At 50.1% G+C, this 16,129-nt stretch carries 21 protein-coding genes and 1 pseudogene; 20 read left to right on the top strand and 2 right to left on the bottom strand.

What is annotated here, in order from left to right:
* Positions 1–11: 11 nt before the first annotated feature.
* Positions 12–1,118: an aminofutalosine synthase MqnE gene (mqnE, locus tag PWYN_RS01055; protein WP_036647491.1), complete on the bottom strand. Its 1,107-nt coding sequence runs from the start codon at positions 1,116–1,118 to the stop codon at positions 12–14.
* A gap of 255 nt (positions 1,119–1,373) precedes the next feature.
* Between mqnE and PWYN_RS01050 the strand changes: the two genes are divergently transcribed.
* The 3 genes and pseudogenes from PWYN_RS01050 (at position 1,374) to PWYN_RS01040 (ending at position 4,029) form a co-directional block, all read left to right on the top strand.
* Positions 1,374–1,733 (top strand): HesB/IscA family protein, encoded by a 360-nt coding sequence (locus tag PWYN_RS01050; RefSeq protein ID WP_036647488.1) that lies wholly within the window; start codon positions 1,374–1,376, stop codon positions 1,731–1,733.
* Positions 1,734–1,956: 223 nt separating this feature from the next.
* Positions 1,957–2,990, top strand: a pseudogene (locus PWYN_RS30525) (tyrosine-type recombinase/integrase).
* A gap of 91 nt (positions 2,991–3,081) precedes the next feature.
* On the top strand, positions 3,082–4,029 hold the full coding sequence (locus PWYN_RS01040; protein ID WP_036647486.1) for a tyrosine-type recombinase/integrase: 948 nt from the start codon (positions 3,082–3,084) through the stop codon (positions 4,027–4,029).
* 263 nt (positions 4,030–4,292) lie between these two features.
* On the opposite strand, the gene PWYN_RS01035 is transcribed toward PWYN_RS01040, so the two are convergent.
* Positions 4,293–4,511: a helix-turn-helix domain-containing protein gene (locus PWYN_RS01035; RefSeq protein WP_036647482.1), complete on the bottom strand. Its 219-nt coding sequence runs from the start codon at positions 4,509–4,511 to the stop codon at positions 4,293–4,295.
* A gap of 164 nt (positions 4,512–4,675) precedes the next feature.
* On the opposite strand from PWYN_RS01035, the gene PWYN_RS29005 reads away from it, so the two are divergent.
* The 17 genes from PWYN_RS29005 to PWYN_RS00955 all read left to right on the top strand — a co-directional run bounded on the left by PWYN_RS29005 (position 4,676) and on the right by PWYN_RS00955 (position 16,026).
* Positions 4,676–4,846 carry a hypothetical protein gene (locus tag PWYN_RS29005; RefSeq protein WP_157261060.1) on the top strand — a complete coding sequence of 57 codons (171 nt, stop codon included), beginning with the start codon at positions 4,676–4,678 and terminating at the stop codon, positions 4,844–4,846.
* Positions 4,843–5,172 (top strand): hypothetical protein, encoded by a 330-nt coding sequence (locus PWYN_RS01030; RefSeq protein ID WP_036647480.1) that lies wholly within the window; start codon positions 4,843–4,845, stop codon positions 5,170–5,172. The genes PWYN_RS29005 and PWYN_RS01030 overlap by 4 nt, the downstream gene beginning before the upstream one ends.
* Positions 5,173–5,291: 119 nt before the next feature.
* Positions 5,292–5,567, top strand: coding sequence for a hypothetical protein (locus tag PWYN_RS01025; RefSeq protein WP_036647479.1), 276 nt, complete (start codon positions 5,292–5,294; stop codon positions 5,565–5,567).
* A gap of 607 nt (positions 5,568–6,174) precedes the next feature.
* Positions 6,175–6,354 (top strand): hypothetical protein, encoded by a 180-nt coding sequence (locus PWYN_RS01020; protein ID WP_036647476.1) that lies wholly within the window; start codon positions 6,175–6,177, stop codon positions 6,352–6,354.
* Positions 6,354–7,739: a TOTE conflict system archaeo-eukaryotic primase domain-containing protein gene (locus PWYN_RS01015; RefSeq protein WP_036647473.1), complete on the top strand. Its 1,386-nt coding sequence runs from the start codon at positions 6,354–6,356 to the stop codon at positions 7,737–7,739. Before PWYN_RS01020 ends, PWYN_RS01015 begins: the two co-directional genes overlap by 1 nt.
* A gap of 41 nt (positions 7,740–7,780) precedes the next feature.
* Entirely contained in the window at positions 7,781–8,239 is a 459-nt protein-coding gene (locus PWYN_RS01010; protein WP_157261059.1) for a hypothetical protein, read from the top strand.
* Between the two features lie 145 nt (positions 8,240–8,384).
* Positions 8,385–8,606 carry a helix-turn-helix transcriptional regulator gene (locus tag PWYN_RS01005; RefSeq protein ID WP_036647469.1) on the top strand — a complete coding sequence of 74 codons (222 nt, stop codon included), beginning with the start codon at positions 8,385–8,387 and terminating at the stop codon, positions 8,604–8,606.
* A 103-nt stretch (positions 8,607–8,709) separates the two neighbouring features.
* A complete protein-coding gene (locus PWYN_RS01000; protein WP_036647467.1) occupies positions 8,710–8,925 on the top strand; it encodes a hypothetical protein in 216 nt (71 codons plus the stop codon).
* 125 nt (positions 8,926–9,050) lie between these two features.
* A complete protein-coding gene (locus PWYN_RS00995; RefSeq protein WP_036647465.1) occupies positions 9,051–9,320 on the top strand; it encodes a hypothetical protein in 270 nt (89 codons plus the stop codon).
* A 183-nt stretch (positions 9,321–9,503) separates the two neighbouring features.
* A complete protein-coding gene (locus PWYN_RS29500; protein ID WP_036647463.1) occupies positions 9,504–9,701 on the top strand; it encodes a hypothetical protein in 198 nt (65 codons plus the stop codon).
* Positions 9,694–10,038: a cold-shock protein gene (locus tag PWYN_RS00985; protein ID WP_036647461.1), complete on the top strand. Its 345-nt coding sequence runs from the start codon at positions 9,694–9,696 to the stop codon at positions 10,036–10,038. Before PWYN_RS29500 ends, PWYN_RS00985 begins: the two co-directional genes overlap by 8 nt.
* Entirely contained in the window at positions 10,038–10,928 is an 891-nt protein-coding gene (locus PWYN_RS00980) for a hypothetical protein (protein WP_036647460.1), read from the top strand. The genes PWYN_RS00985 and PWYN_RS00980 overlap by 1 nt, the downstream gene beginning before the upstream one ends.
* A complete protein-coding gene (locus PWYN_RS00975) occupies positions 10,915–11,523 on the top strand; it encodes a hypothetical protein (protein WP_036647458.1) in 609 nt (202 codons plus the stop codon). Before PWYN_RS00980 ends, PWYN_RS00975 begins: the two co-directional genes overlap by 14 nt.
* A gap of 1 nt (position 11,524) precedes the next feature.
* On the top strand, positions 11,525–12,118 hold the full coding sequence (locus PWYN_RS00970; protein WP_036647456.1) for a hypothetical protein: 594 nt from the start codon (positions 11,525–11,527) through the stop codon (positions 12,116–12,118).
* 35 nt (positions 12,119–12,153) lie between these two features.
* Entirely contained in the window at positions 12,154–12,402 is a 249-nt protein-coding gene (locus tag PWYN_RS00965) for a hypothetical protein (protein ID WP_036647454.1), read from the top strand.
* 313 nt (positions 12,403–12,715) lie between these two features.
* Positions 12,716–13,228 (top strand): hypothetical protein, encoded by a 513-nt coding sequence (locus PWYN_RS29730; RefSeq protein ID WP_205622723.1) that lies wholly within the window; start codon positions 12,716–12,718, stop codon positions 13,226–13,228.
* Between the two features lie 62 nt (positions 13,229–13,290).
* On the top strand, positions 13,291–16,026 hold the full coding sequence (locus PWYN_RS00955) for a hypothetical protein (RefSeq protein ID WP_036647449.1): 2,736 nt from the start codon (positions 13,291–13,293) through the stop codon (positions 16,024–16,026).
* The last annotated feature ends 103 nt before the right edge of the window (positions 16,027–16,129 follow it).

Below are 16,129 nucleotides of genomic sequence, written 5' to 3'. Positions count from 1 at the left end.
GTTACAGTCGATTATTCGTATACTTTAATTTCGTTATAGAAGGTATCACGTTCTACCGGAATCCGACCGGCACCCTTCACCAACCAGATCAGTTCATCGCGGGTAAGGCCTTCCGGTGTTAAAGCACCGGCTGCATGGCTAATACGTTCTTTAATAATCGTACCGTGTACGTCAGACGCACCAAAGCTGAGAGCAACCTGAGTAAGCTGTGCTCCGATATTAATGAAGTAAGCTTTAATATGGTCGAAGTTGTCTAACATTAATCGGCTGACCGCAATTGTTCTAAGATCCTCATAAGCAGAGTTGCGGCGCATAATACCGGCATTTTTATTCTTAGGCTGCATAGACAAAGGGATAAATACCATGAAACCATTGGTTTCATCCTGTAGATCACGAATTTGCAGCATATGCTTAATGCGGTCTTCACGGGATTCAATGGAACCGTAGAGCATAGTGGTATGAGTTCTCATCCCCAGATTATGCGCTGTCCGGTGGACCTCAAGATATTCTTCAACATTTGCTTTATCGACGCGCATTTTTTGACGGTATTGGTCGGACAGAATTTCTGCACCGCCGCCTGTAAGAGTCTTTAACCCTGCTGCACGCAGCTGTTCCAGCACTTCGCGAATACTAAGCCCGCTAATCCGGGTGAAAAAGTCAATCTCCGCCGCGGTGTAAGCCTTTAAAGTTACATCGGGGAACCGTTCACTCAATGCTTTGAGCGAATCAACATAGTATTGGAAGGGAACCTTATCATTATGGCCTCCGACAATATGGAACTCACGTACACCGGGATGAATATGCTGTTCGACATATTGCACCATTTCCTGACCCGAAAGCGTATATGCGCCTTCTTCACCGTCATCCTTGCGGAAATTGCAGAATGCGCAGTGAGATTCACACACATTCGTGAAATACAAACTCATGTTTTCGATAAAATATACTTTATTCCCGTTCTTTCGAAGATTGACCTCATTAGCCAGCTGGCCAATCGTCAACAGGTCATTACTCTCATATAAATAAACGCCATCTTCCAAATTTAATCTTTTGCCACTGCGGACTTTCTCGATAATAGCTGCCATCTTGGCATCCGTCTGGGGTGTTATTAGAGTAGACATATGATTCCTCCTGAAAGTATTACGTGACAAAATTCCGAATTTTTACGCCTTGTCGCTTTCCCTATTATAAACCTCTCTCAGAAGGGGAGCAACAGCTCAGACCACACAACAATTGGGAGCCAACCTCTTAAGAGGCAGGTGTGACTTGAGGGAAGGGGAAGAGTGGAGTATACTGAATTTAATATATATAATAACTTTTGACCGAAAGGTCATTAGATAAGCATGTGATGCTACACTTTTAAGGAGGATAAGACTATGATAAATATCAGTGAAACGGCTGCTGAACAACTAAAAATCATGCTGGCTGAACAGGAAACGCCTAATATGTTTCTTCGTCTTGGTGTATCGCCCGGCGGATGCAGCGGTTTCTCCTACGCAATGGGCTTCGATGATAACGAAAGCGAGCAGGACGTATATATGGATATTGAAGGACTGAAGGTAGTGGTAGAGAAGGAAAATCTGCGCTATCTGGACGGTCTTGAAATCGATTTTGAGGAATCCGGCATGACCGGGGGCTTCACCATCAACAACCCGAATGCGACAGCTACATGCGGCTGTGGATCGAGTTTCCGGACGAAGGAAGATGCAGGGAAGCCGAATGAGGAACCTTGTTAAACCGCATAGTAGCGCGGTTTTAACTCCGCTGATCTGAACGGTAGCCGATACGTTAGCCACTCGCGAACAAGCGTTTGGAGCTGCGGATTACATGGTGAAATTGAACGTTAACAATCCCGAAAGCCTGGCGTTAACAAGCCATAAAAGGCCGTTTGTGGGTTGTGGATTACGGCCTCTACAACGTAATTTAGTCCGCGACTAATACGTATTGGAGGTCGTTTTTATGTCGTTAAATAAACGTACGCGGCGTGTTCCCAACGGAGCCCGCACGTTAAAGGAGTTTCCGAGAATCACACTCGACCAAGCGTTAGACTTCGCGATTAATGCGAAACGGGTTGAGGGATTGCGCGATCGGACATTAGTAGATTACGGAAAGCATTACGGTTACTTCATTAAATGGCTACGCGATAAGTATCCGGAGGTAGAGTTCGCAGGGGATATTACAACTGCTATGGTTCGGGACCACATTTCGTTTATGAAATACGACCAGGTACGTTATGAGGGTCATAAGTATATTTCCGAAGACCGAATGAAGTCGGCCTATCGGATACAACGGTCAATATCCGTCTGCGAACGCTTAAAGCGATATTTAATCAACTTGAGCGGGACGAGCTACTCGAAGTCAATCCGTTTACGAAGGTGAAGCTAATCCGTCAGGACGTAGACTTGACAAACTGCTTAACGGACGATGAGGTTAAGGCAATACTTGCGCAACCCAACCAGCGCGATTTCGTAGGGTTTCGGGATTATGTCGCGATCGTAACGATTTTGGATTCCGGCCTTAGAATATCGGAATTGCTTAAGATTCGCGTAACGGATATCGACTTTCAGACGCGATTTATAGTGTTGCCGGGAGAATTGAATAAGAACCGCAAGCCGCGCATGGTTCCGATTTCCAGTCAGACGGCGAAATTGTTGCTACAGCTCGTCGAAGAAAACCGCCAGTTCTTCACAACGGAGCGCCTGTTTATGTCGTCATTTGGCGAACCTCTAACGGATACACACTTTAATAAGCGGCTGAAATATTACGGAGAGAAGGCCGGCGTATCCGGTAAGAAAATGACAGCGCACGTTTACCGTCATACGTGGGCTCGCGCTATGATACTTAACGGAGCTGATCCGTTCACGCTACAGAAAATGGGCGGATGGTCTGACATTCGTACGATGAGGCGTTATATCCAAATGGATACGGGAGATATGCGGAAGAGTCACGATTCGTTTTCGCCAGCCGATCGGTTTTTAAATAAACGCAAATAAGAAAAGCGCTCAGTCCTTCGCGGATCGGGCGCTTTCTCTGTTTACTGTTTTGTGGTAGCCTTTCGGTAACATAACGAGGGGGATTGTACATATGGACTACAAGGCAAAAAGGAAATTAATACTTGAATCGCGCGAGACTAAGGAAAGACCTGGCATGCACGAAGCAGCAGCCATGTTCATAAAATCGCGCAAACTAAAGAACTTGACTGAGAATACGGTGGCATCGTATAGTCAAGCTCTCAATAAGTTCAGCGAATTTTTAGACGAGAATATTATCGAAAAAATAGACGATATCATCGTTGAGGACATTCAGGAGTTTATTCAAACGAGAATGGACGAAGGTAACAGCGCGCCAACGATCAATAAGTACATACGTAGCTTGCGGGCATTCTTTAATTTCCTTAGCAGCACCGGTAATCTGACGGTGAACCCAATGGAGTTGGTCGATAAGCTCGCGGAAGAAAAGCGGGTACTCCGCACACTAAGCCGCGATCAAGTAAAGGCGTTACTTAACGTACCCAACCGCTCGACACCGGCCGGCTATCGCAATTACGTGTTCTTACTCTTAATCCTTGATACTGGTATTCGTTTAGAAGAAGCGTTATCGTTCGATGTTGAGGGCGTATACTGGCAGGAACGCGTCATTAAAGTTTTCGGGAAGGGGCGGAAGGAGAGACTCGTTCCATTTAGCGATCTTCTCGCTGTTCATATGCGCGAATACCTGGAATTGCGCGGTGAGAGCGAATCTTCCGTCTTCTTCTTAAACATCGACGGTCAGCCGCTTAGAAGGCGTACGATTCAAGAGGACATATCCGACTACGGCAAGATAGCCGGAATAAAGGGCGTTCGTGTATCGTGCCATACTCTGCGCTATACGTTCGCTAGAAATTACGTGCTCAACGGGGGCGACGTGGTAAGTTTGATGCGCATCATGGGTCACAAATCGCTGCATATGGCGCAACTATACACGGAAATGTTTCAGGCGGATATATCGAAGCAGCACGATAAATTCTCGCCCGTCAGCTCGATATTCAATTAACGCAATCAAGCCGGGAAGCCTACGTAGGGCCGACCGGTTTTTTCTTTGCATATATCGCTCGTTTTACCGTGTTTTCACCGTGAATTAGCCTACGTAAACAGTCCGGAGTATTAACGGTAGGGTCCGACGTAGAACGTCTAATTCGCGGTGATTTCTACGTAACATGGGCGCTCAGTTCCGCTGATTCCTTAATGTACGTTTTGCCTATTAATAGGTATATTTATGTTTTTTTATCTACGAAAGGAAAGAAAAGACCGCTACCGTTATTCGGCGCGGTCTTCTTCGTCTATGTATTCGATCAAATCGCCCGGCTTAACGCCAAGTTTACGGCAGAGCTTATCAAGCGTCGGAAAGTCGATCCGGTTGTTTGCGTTATTAGCGAGCGCCTTAATTGTGTTGCGATTGATACCGGAAATTTCTACAATCTCCTTCTGTTCTAATCCCCGCTCTTTCATGAGCTTATCCAATGAAAATCTAATCACAAAAATTCCTCCAATAAATTCGTGTAAACTAGTTGACAACATTCCGGAGTGTGGGTTATGATGAGCACAAGTTAACAAGTAATCTAGTTTACATGATATCTTGTTACAAAGTTATACGCAGATTATAACATAAGGTTTCAACATTATAAAGGAGGATTACCTCAATGCCCAATCTGATACCGTTAACCACTAGCGAAGCCACTTCGTATCCATCCCGCGCAGCCGGTCGTACAGCCGCAAAGAACCGCCGCACTATGATTAAATCCGCTATCTGGCCTTTCGCAAAGGCTTCTGTCGTTCTCCTTGGATTGTTTGTAAAAGAGGTGTTTCTGTGAGCGCGAAGTTAATAACGCTGGTCTTCATGTACGACCCGGAGGACGAGGAACCGCTGTCCGAGACGTTGCCGGCGTACCTTATCGGAGAGGACCGGGCGCTGTTCGTATCGGAAGGGCTGCTATGGGCGCATGAAGTCCGCCGTAGCGAAGTTGATCCGGAATATTTCACCGCCAGCAACGAAGACGCCGGCACAATCCTCGCGGAGAACGTAGCCGCCGACGTGATCCCGGCGCTGATTGAACGGTGGGCCGCCATAACCGCGCTGGAATTTATCGTGCGTGATTTGGTTGCCGCCCCGCTGCTGGAATTGAATTTGGAGTTATGACGTTCCGCCTGATGATGGCCCGAGGGATACGGGTCGAAACGCTGCCCTCATGTTTGAGGGGACGTCGCGGGAATCCGCAACACATAATAGCCGTCGGGCTTAAAACGCGGAGGTCATTCATGGTAAAAGCGCCAAAAACGATTGAAATCGGATACGCACGCGACTGCAGAACCGGAAACTTCATCGTCACAAAACTCGACTCAACCTTCCACGCAAATAGTAAACACCGCCGCCAACAAATATGTGTCCTTCCTGGCGCATTCTTTCGCGCATTACCTACCATTGATCGTAGATCCGTTGCTAACGTCATTGAAATTTCCGCTATTCAAGCCGAAGATATCGGATTCATCGTACCGGTAGAAACAGAGGTTATTCTACATGAAGTATGCGCGTAGACTCGCCCGTAAGGACCGCCGCCGACTGTACATCCGCGAAGTTAACGATACATGGGCGGAGATTAAGTTTAATCCCGTAGGTGTCCGCCTCGGGTAACGCTTATCTTCGATGATGGTTCGTTTATGCGCCAACATGAACGCCGGAGAAGCCGATTATTACCGCCGCTCAACGCGCCAACGTTGACGGTGTAGATTCAAGCGACACCCTTTCCGCGCCTACCGGTTGCTGCCGGTCGGATCGCCACGCGGGGTATTTACAGTGTAAAGCCCCTTACCAGCGCCAGCCAGCCGCTAACACCACACGTAGTACGTCAATACTGCGTGTAACAACGTAGGAAGCGCCAAATTCTTACGGAACACTTACGGACGACTTCGCTTAATCGGGCGGTGAGTTGTCCGTTCTTTATATAATAGTAGTACGTCAATTGCGAACATGCGTTTCACTTTTTTTAATAAAAAGAAAAAGTTTACAAACGGGATATCTTGGGTTATTTTTATGTATAGAAGGAAGACGCGCCCGGTAAAAGGGATGCGTCTTTTTTATGTTCCTGTACGTTTTTGCACTTAATAGATTTATTTATACACTCTAGGACTTAGGAGGGAACAGATGAGAATACCTGATGGATATGCACCAATAACCTATGCAGAGTTAGCGCACATGACGGGACTACCGCTAAGTGATGTCAGAGTTAGTGCAGACGAAATGCAGCGCGCCGGGGTTCTCGATATGATTCAAGTCGGCGGATTATTGTTCTATAAACTAAACATCGGGAAGGGGGGCCACTGATGCCCGACGTAATCGACCGCTTATACGAGCTATACGTGATTCAAAATCATCACTATCTACTGCAGTTTCGCGGCGGCTTCTATTGTACGGTTACAGAACGCGCTAAACCACTACGCCGCTACCAAATGGACGCGCACATTAACGGCCGCACAACGGTCGGAACATTCAGCGGTCAGCATTTTACGAAGTTTCTAACGTTCGACGTCGACTTTAAGCATAGCCTGGAACTGGCGAAGTGGGTAACGTATAAACTCGCGGCTGCACTTGATTCGGTCGGCGCTCATGAATACGCTATCAGCTACTCCGGAAACAAAGGTTATCACGTCGATCTTTTCTTCGATATGGCTATTCCGGTCGAAACGGCGCGTACGTTCTTCGCTTTCATCGTATCACTAGCGGAGGTAAGCGGCGTTGAAGGCGGCGAGGTTGAGTTCCGGCCGTCTGCGCAGCAAGGAGTAAAACTACCGATCGGAACGCACCAAAAGACCGGCAACTTCTGCGGGTTCTGCCGCATTGAGGATGGCCTGCGCGTTATGAACCGCGAAGAGTCTACCGCCTACCTTCACGCCATCAATAAGACGGACCACACACTCATTATTAGCCGCGATGATATGGCGCATGATCTTGATGATGCCGCCGAAATGGAAAACGTAATCGCTCGCCATACGCCGCTAGAAACGTACGCACAGGACGAAAGCTACTCGCTGACACGCGCCGCCGAACGCTATCACAACGGATTAACCGGTCCCGGCCAGCGTCATAATTCGTTTTTACTACTTGCGCGGCTCTTTAACCATAACGGAGTTGATCGCGCAGGTGCGGTCGAATCTATAACGGAGTGGCTTGCGTGGCAGGAGTCCGGGTTTTATGAATCGTCTGCGGAGTATTGTGCGGAAGACTTACGTAAATGCGTCGATTATGTTTACGATAAAAACCTAACGCTAAACGGTGGACAGCGCGATCTTACCGTATCCTTCTGCGAGATCGACGATATTATCCGCCGCTGTCCGCAAAAGAGTCATAAGGCGCTGGCGTATGCGTTACTTATTCATTCTAAGCGTTGGGCGAGCGCGTCCGGTACATTCTTTATGGTGTTTAACCAAATGGCGGAAGCATCGGGTCTTTGTTTACGGACAGCTAAGACGCAGATCAATCAACTAGAGAATATCGGCGTTATCGAGATTGTTAAGCGCGACCAAAAAGTAAGAGGTACGTTCAAAAAGAAGCCGAATATTTACCGAATGACTTTAGCCGCCGGCGGCGAGGAGTACGAAGTTACGAAAGAAACCGGGCTGGCCGATTGTTTGCACCATTTCTACGAGGATAGCGACTTAAAGGATGCGCTGCCACGCAGACAGTATGAGGCGCTGACTATGGCTTCCTAACAGTTATCTCTTTCTCTAAAAGATATAAATAAACCTATTAAGTGCAAATTCGTACACGGGGGGGAGTAAGAAGTATGGAGCCAGGCGAAGGCGCAGTCGAATTTATGCGCGAACTCACGGAAGGCATGACGCCAACAGAAGCGCTCGATCTTATCAGGCACTTGATGCGGAACCCTCCGGACGAAGCGAAGGTTAAGCGCTGCGCAACGTGTAACTATTATTTTCGCGATAAGACACGGCCAGGAAACGCGAAAGTGTGCGGACCGTCGTGCAAGACCGTACGGAAGACGGATCAGAAGGCGGAACAGCGCGCAAGGCAGCCGCAGAAGCCGAAGAAAACGAAAAAAGAGCGTCGTTACGATGAGGCTGCGTGGTTATCCGCGATATGGCGGAAGGAAAAGCCGTTCGATCCGGACAAGCTACCATATATACAGGCAGCGCGCGATCGTTACGATAGAATGGGAGGCCGAAAAAAGCCAATTAGGAAGGTTGAATACTGACTTTTTTAGCTGGCGACAACTTTGGATAGAGGGAAAGGGTGTTATTAACTTCCTCAATTACCTCGTTCCGGCGCCCGGCGGAGTGACGTATTTTTTTTTATTTCGCCTTATGTGACCATTTAATAGTAGAAAGGAGTTTTGTGATATGGACAGAGAGGCATTGAGAGCAATTCGTATTTATCATGGTATGACGCAGCTGCAATTCTCGGCGGCGCTTAACGTTTCTAAATCGTGCATAGCTTCTGCGGAGTCTGGCTACCGAAACGTTTCCGATAATTTGCGGGTCAGAGTGGCTCAGAGATTCGGCATGAGTGAAGAAGTTGTTAAAGCGGTTAAGGACGCAAGAACTTCCGCTAATATAGGGTAGTTACTTGTCGTAAAGCCTTACGCAATGGCGTTTAAACTTGCGGGCAACACGCGGGAACAATCCACACGGCACACCGCTAGGCCGAACGAATGGACGATATTAAATGGACAATTCTTTATGGTACGATGCAGCCGGCAATATCCAGGCTTTTACGACGGATCGTGCAATCATGGCGAAGATTCGCCGCAGCTACGATTTTCAGATCAGCGCCACATATTACGGAGGCATTGGCGGGGAAATTACAGCGCTACAGTATCGCGTGCCTGCATCGTATAGTCGTACAATCCGCCGTATGTTCGCTGTTCAAATCACGTCATAAACGCCTGAAATTAGGCTCGCTAGGGTTCGGAGGTATAAACACCTTCCGGGCTTATTTGGCGTGCTCATTTACGGCGATACGCAAGGAGAAATCGACATAATTACACTCGGAAAGGAAGGCGTAACATGTACGTAGTTCATAGTTTAGAAGTTAGCGGTGACACGGTAAACGAATCCGTCAGCGTATATGACTCGGCAGTATCCGTTAAGCCACGCGAGGCATTCCCGCGCTCATATAATATCTCGCTGTTACGCGATCCTGTCCATTCCGCAGCGTCTTCGCTTGCGATCGGAGCAGCACGGGCGCAGAAAATCGATAAGAACGCAAAGCTAACGTTCTCGTCCACCGTTCCAGGTGTTGCGGAGATGTTTGCGGAGGAGTGGATGCGCCAGTGAATGAACGCTTAGATGACGCAAAAACGTATTGTCCGTACTACAAACCGGACGGGACGTGTGCGCTACTGCACGCCATGAGTAAGACGAATAAGCGGTGCAAAGTGGGGCGCGGGGAAGACTCGATATCCTGCCGCTATCTGAAAAACGTTGTAGTACGGCGCTAAGACTAAGGAGGCGGTGACGGTGGAGATTAAGATAACCGATATCCAAGCAGTCAAATACCACAGGATCGTCCGGCTACTAAACGTTAAGACAGGACAGGAGCGAGAGCTTATCTTTGGAGATAGCGTGTCTGACGTATATGTCAAGTCGGCAGCGCCTCGGTTTTGGAAGCAAGCAGTACCAATTAAAATACGAGAAGGAGCAATCAACTATGTTTGAAGAAATGAATGTATGGCGTGGAGGCAGTGAAAGCGGCGAGTCAATTCATGGAATCGGACCATCCATTGCGAGAAGCCCACGCGCACCTAAGAAAGAGAAGCGTACTAAAGCAGAACCGCAGCCGCAACGGTTGCCGGGAGTTATCCTCCGCTATGACCCGGATCGCGGTTTCGGATTTATCGGAGTACGCGGGAAATGTGATCACTTCTTTCACCTCAGCGCATTAGCCGACGATTCCGATACGCTGTACCTAAATCCAGGCGACAACGTTGAGATCGAGACAGGGACGGACCGCAACGGTAAGCCCTGCGCTACTCTCGTTAAGTTGGTCGATTAATGACTGAGCGCCTAGCGGATAGCCAAATAACGTATGCACACCTTGCGATTATCAATATGCAGGACGGACGTATAGCCGCCAGCGCTAGGTTATCACACCGCAGCATGACGGAGGACGGACGCGTTTGGTACGAGCCGTATGCGGTGTGTTCGCTCTATTACGGGCCGGACACGCTACGCAACGTATCAACGCGCCAGGCTATACCGCTAATCGCTGCGGATATACTTAGCGCGGTCGATCCAACTACGGAGCTACTTATTATTCGCGCTAACACGCCACACTTCCGCCGATATCGTGAGCTTGAGGCGCTTATTAACGTCTTCTCACTTTCGCGAGGGGTCGCGGTAAAGGTTGCGCATAAGTGGGGAATTGAGCGGAGCATCCCGGAGTTAATGGCGCTGGCTAACGATGCGCTGCAAAGGGAGGAGAGCGTAACATGTCGTTTATTAGTCGCGGAGTATCTGCCTTTTGACGGTATAACGTTGTTCTGCGTCGATATCTACGGTGGGGACGGACAGCTCATACAGCCGTTTGTTCTCGCCATATCGGACCCTAGCGTATGTATCGCAGCAATGCGGGACTTTGCGGAGGATCGCCATATCGACACGTTTGACGTATGGACGTCGGATCGGGCGCTATATGGTGCGTGCATGGGAGAACCCGGCATAACCGTATTCGCCAAGCATCCGAGCGACACACGTACAGCAGCGCGGCGGAATGTTGAAAGTGATCCGGATATATTCCGCGAGATGTACGTACCGCAGCCGGAGCCGGTCGAAGAAGAAGCGTCGAAACTACCGCCTTTACCGAGATGGCGGGCGTGGATGGCTAAACACATAAAAACACTATTAATCAAAATTGAGAGGGCGGATAAGTATGCAATTTACTAAAATTAAGGACTTTCTAAAAGAACAGGAGGCCATCTCCGGTAAACAGGGAGTATTTCAACGAGAACGCGACTCTGCGCTTGAGCGCGTTCAGGCAATCAAGGCGGAGTATTCAACCACTATGAAGCAATCTTTTGAGTCCGGCGCAGATGTTACGGCTAAGCTCGATAGTCTGAGCGATCAACTTGCCGCCGCTGAAAAAGAGTTCCGCCGGAAGGATCTCGCGCTTACTATGAGCGCCGGAGTCAAAGGGAAAATGCCGGCGGACGAAGTTATGATCGCTTGGAATACGGATTACCTGCCGAAATACCGCGCGGAAGTGTTTAACCCGTTAGCCGCTGCGCTAGAAAAAGCTCGCGATGATTATTACCGGGCCTATGCCGCATGTGCCGCGTCTGTTCAAGCGATTGAAGTGGAACGGGAAAGCGTCGTTTATACGCTAGATCCTAACTACGGACTAAGTAACCGGTACGTTTACAAGCTGCAAAAGCCGGACTATTTCAGCAAGTCAGCGCGCTATGTTATTAAGCCCGAGGACATCCAAAAGCTCGCGCTAGGTCAAAAGCCGGATAACGCTGAATTGAAAGGCGGCGCTTAATGTGAAATTCGCTAAGCTCCGCGAGATGGAGAAGCTCTCGAAAGGCAATCCGGAAAAGATGGCGCGCTATGCTTCCGCAAAAAGTGACTATGACGATACAATCACGGCCATGTTTACGGAAGGCGCACTATTTGAGTTTGTAGGCTGTCCGAACGAAGGTTATGTAAAGGACGCGGAAGCACACGCAGCCACGACCGGAGACGCTGACGATCTCAGTCGCGCGGCAATTCTCCGAGATCGTTATGAGGCGTATGAAGACGATAAGACCACGTTCAAGGACTTGCGCACGACGGCGACAAGCCTCCGCGCCAAGCTGCAGAATGGCGATGAATTGACGCCTAAAGACGTACGGGATGCGTGGAGACTCGCTAAGCTTAACGCCTCAATTGATAACGTGGCGCTATACTCCCGCATCAAGCGAGAGCAGGAGAATCCGTCGGAACGGCCGCCAGCACCTGCGGAAGTTAAGGTTACAGCGGAGGATGTCGAGGCGGCGAAGACCGCAGCGCAGCGGAATCCGAGTCCGGCGATCATTGCACGATATGCAAGTACGAAAAGAGACTACGAAGCACAAACGGAAGGGACTGGCGAGTAATCGCCGGTTCTTTTTAATTATAAGGGGGAGATAACGTGGACTTACTTATACAGCAGGCGCTAGAAGCGAATATCAGGGCGATTGTTAACATGTACGAGCTTTTAGAACAACTTCCAAATTCGAACGGGACGGACCAAGAGAAACTCGATACTCGCGAAGAAATATTAAAGGCTCTTTATGAGCTATTTATGAATCTAGGACTGGTCCCCGAAACGTCTCATACTGAGATTTCAACTATCGCTGCTATCATTAATAAGCTGCCGGGGGTTGATAAAATTGCCTAACGGAGGTTCTAACGTAGGAGAAATACGCGCCAGGATCACGCTCGAAACCGCGGAGTTTCGCCGCCAGTTAGAGGAGGCGCGCCGGCGTATACAGGATTTAGAGCGCGATACGCGGCGCGGCGCTGACGGATTCCGCGATATGGGCGGCGCAATCGCAGGACTCACGGCAGGCGCGGGCTTATCGAAGCTAGTTAACGAGATGCAGCGCGCCGTTAACGAAGCTACGAAGTTACACGCGGCATTTGCGGGACTTAACGCGGTGGCGAAAGGATTCGGCGTACAGACGCGCGATGCTAACGCGGCCGTACAGGAATTGGCGTCACGCGGATTCCTATCGCTGACCGAGGCGGCACAAGCGTACAAGACTGCGCTATCCACCGGATTAAACCTCGATGAATCAACGAAGCTGATTACGTCACTCGCGGATTCAGCGGCATACGGGCGACAGTCGTTCTATACGCTTGGGGGCGCAATACAAGCGTCACTCGACGGGATTAAGAACGGTAACTCCGTGCTTGCGGATGCGGTCGGCGTAACGAAGAATCTGAGCGTTATGCAAAAGGAATACGCGGCATCCATCGGTACGACCGTCGGTAAACTTACGGATGCACAGAAGACACAAGCAGCACTGAACGGTTTTATCCGCGAGGGCGCTTATTACGTCGGCAACGCGAGTGAAGCAATGGAAGGCATCATCGGATCACAAGCGCGCTTTACGCAAGCTACGAATAGCGCGACGGTAGCGATGGGCGAAGCGTTTACGCCGGTTATACAAAGCGCTTTAGATGCGTTTACGCCGGTTATACAAAGCGCTTTAGAGGACTAGCGGAATTTACCTCGGAGAATAAGGAACTCGTATCCGGCCTCGCTACGGGAACCGGCGGGATATTGCTGTTCGTTGTCGGGATAACGTCGTTATCTACGGCGCTAAAGGTAATACCCGCGCTGTTCACCGCGATTAAAGTCGCCGCCGCTGGACTCGGCATAGCGGCAGGTCCGTTAGGATTAGCGATACTCGCGGTTGGTGCGTTGGCTACTGGATTCGGCGTATTGACAGCGGCTAAATCACGCGATAAAGCCGCGACCGAAGCGATGTTGTCCGCGCAGAAAGAGCTCAACGAGTTACTCGCTAAAGCGCCGATCGACCGTACTACTGCGGACGACGATACAATACGCTCGAAAGCGGAGGAACTTAACGCTGTCCTCGAAGAACGCGCGAAGTTACAACAACGGATAGCGGAGTTTCAATCGATATGGGATCGCGGGGAAGGCACGCCGGCTATAATGTCCGAAGCGATGGATATTAACGATGAGCTCGAAAAGGTTGACGCTAATCTCCGTAGTATGGGATTCGACGGTGTAACGGCAGCAACGGACGCACTTGGCGAACTCAATAAGGCGCTCAAGTATTCGGTCGATCGCGTTACCGAGCAGGATAAGGCGGAGTATGAAGCTCTCGCAACGAAGAAGGCTACGCTTAAGGAAATGAGCGCATTAGCCACGCAGTTTAAGGAGCTTAACGGACTGCAGACGCTCGACGCATCGCAGAAAACTCGCATGGTCGATATTACGGAAAAGTTAATCGGACAATATCCGGAACTCAACGCGCACCAAGGCGAAGATGGCCGTATCCGCGCGGATAACATCGATAAGATTATCACGCAGATCGATACGGATAAGCGCTTTACGGATATGGCCGCCACTAACGCAACGACGAGAATACGTAATTTTGCGAAGGAAAATGAGGCGCAAGCTAAGGCGGTTCAGGCGCAGATAGACAATCTCACGCGACTTAGTAACGCACTGGCGATTGTGTCCGGAGCCAACGCGAGCACGTTTTCCAACGACATAGCGGCCCGTACTGCGGATACCCAACGTAAAGCCTCCGGAAAAGTCGGCGATATCGTAATGAACGGGGCCTTGTCAATGATGGCAACATCCGGAGCTAAGGCGGAAGTGGATGCGCAGATATCGGAGGAACTCCAAAAGCAGCAAAAATATAACGATGCTACGCGGGAGTTGGAAAAACTAGCGTCCGAGGTTGAGAGCGGCGCGCAGACGTTTACTAAGGATATCGTAGCTCCGGACGCTAAGAAGGACGCGAAGGGTAAAACCGGCAAAACTCCCGCGGAACTTGCCGCTGAAGCACGTAAGAAAGCGTACGAACAGGACATTAAGACAATCCAGTATCAATCGGAGTTCTATAATCTCACGGCGGATGCGCAGATTAAGAAATACGACGCGCTCAAGACGAAGCACGCGGCGTTCCTTAAGGAATCCGTAGAGGACGCGCGCACGCTGCAGTTACAACTCAAGCGCTTATCGGAGGACAGCGTACAATCACGCTATGATTTCAGCGCAACGTGGATTGACGCGGAGGAACGCCGCATGGAAGACGCCGGCAAAACGGAGTTAGAGATTGCGCAGATGAAGCTCGACTCGTGGACTCGCGTACGTAACCGCTACGCTAAGGATTCTGCGCAGTATAAAGCGGCGGATGATCAAGCGTATCGAGCGCGCAAGGAACTGGCGCAGTCTACTGTTAAACTCGAACAGGACGTATATAGAGCGCGTAAGGATGCCGCGGATAAAGCCGCTGATGCTGTTAAGGACGCGCTCAAGGCGGAGACTGACGCGATTAAGAAAGCGGAGAAGGCCGATCTTGATGCGATTGAGAAGCGTAAGAAAGCGGCGTTGGACGATTACGACGCACGCATCGACGCGATTCAAAAGCTACGCGACGCTAATAAAACGCTGAATACCGACGCGGACTACGCTACGCAACTCGCGGAGAAACGGGCGCGACTCGGCGTATTAGCGAGCGCAGTCGGACCGGCCGGCATAGCCGAACGCGAGGCGCTACTCAAAGAGATCGACCGGATGCAACTCGAACACGACCGCGAATTGTCCGACCGTACGCTCGAAACGCAGCAGGACGCGCTTAAGGACGAAAAGGCCGCGAAAGAGAAGGCGTTCGACACGGAGAAGACGCTGACGGAGGCGAAGTATGATGCGCTGCTTAACGCGTTCGAGGAGCACGCTGGCGGATTGAAAACGGTGGAGGCCGGCATAGCGGCGTTCCGTGTAGCTTCCGCAGCCTCCGCAAATACAGCGATCCTATCGGAACTCGATACGTTTATCGCGCAGTATCAAACGAAGATGAGCGCATTAGCAGGCGCACAGAAAGCGGCTGACCAAGCGGAGTATGCTGCGAACAAGAACGCCTGGACTAGCGCGAGATCGGCGGGCAATACCGAGGAAATGGCGCGGCTTAACGCTCGTAACGAAGAACTACGCAAACTCTACGGAGTTACGGCGGATAGCGGTAAATTGCAGGCGTTTGCTGACGGCGGCATCGTTAAAGGCGCGTCAGGAGCGGCGGTTCCTGCGATCGTACATGGAGGGGAACTCGTGTTGACTACCGCCATGCAAGCTACGTTATTCGATATGATCGCAGCTCCACGCGTAGCAGCGCAATCACCGGCAGCTCCGACGTATATTACGAATAATATCGACATGAGCGTTAACGACGTCGAGATCGCGGATAAAGTTGGCATGGCGGTAGTATATGACGAAAGAGCGCGCGCGGCTCAGCGGCTGCAAACGATGGGAATTAAAGATTAACGAATAATAAACGGAGACCCGCAAATATAACAGCGGGTTCTTCAAATATACTTAACGCAGACTGGACCGAAGGCAGATCCTTGACGGGTGCTTGATTCGCGTT

Source organism: Paenibacillus wynnii (genome assembly GCF_000757885.1).
GTDB lineage: Bacteria > Bacillota > Bacilli > Paenibacillales > Paenibacillaceae > Paenibacillus_AQ > Paenibacillus_AQ wynnii.
This window is presented reverse-complemented; position numbering and strand designations above follow the sequence as displayed.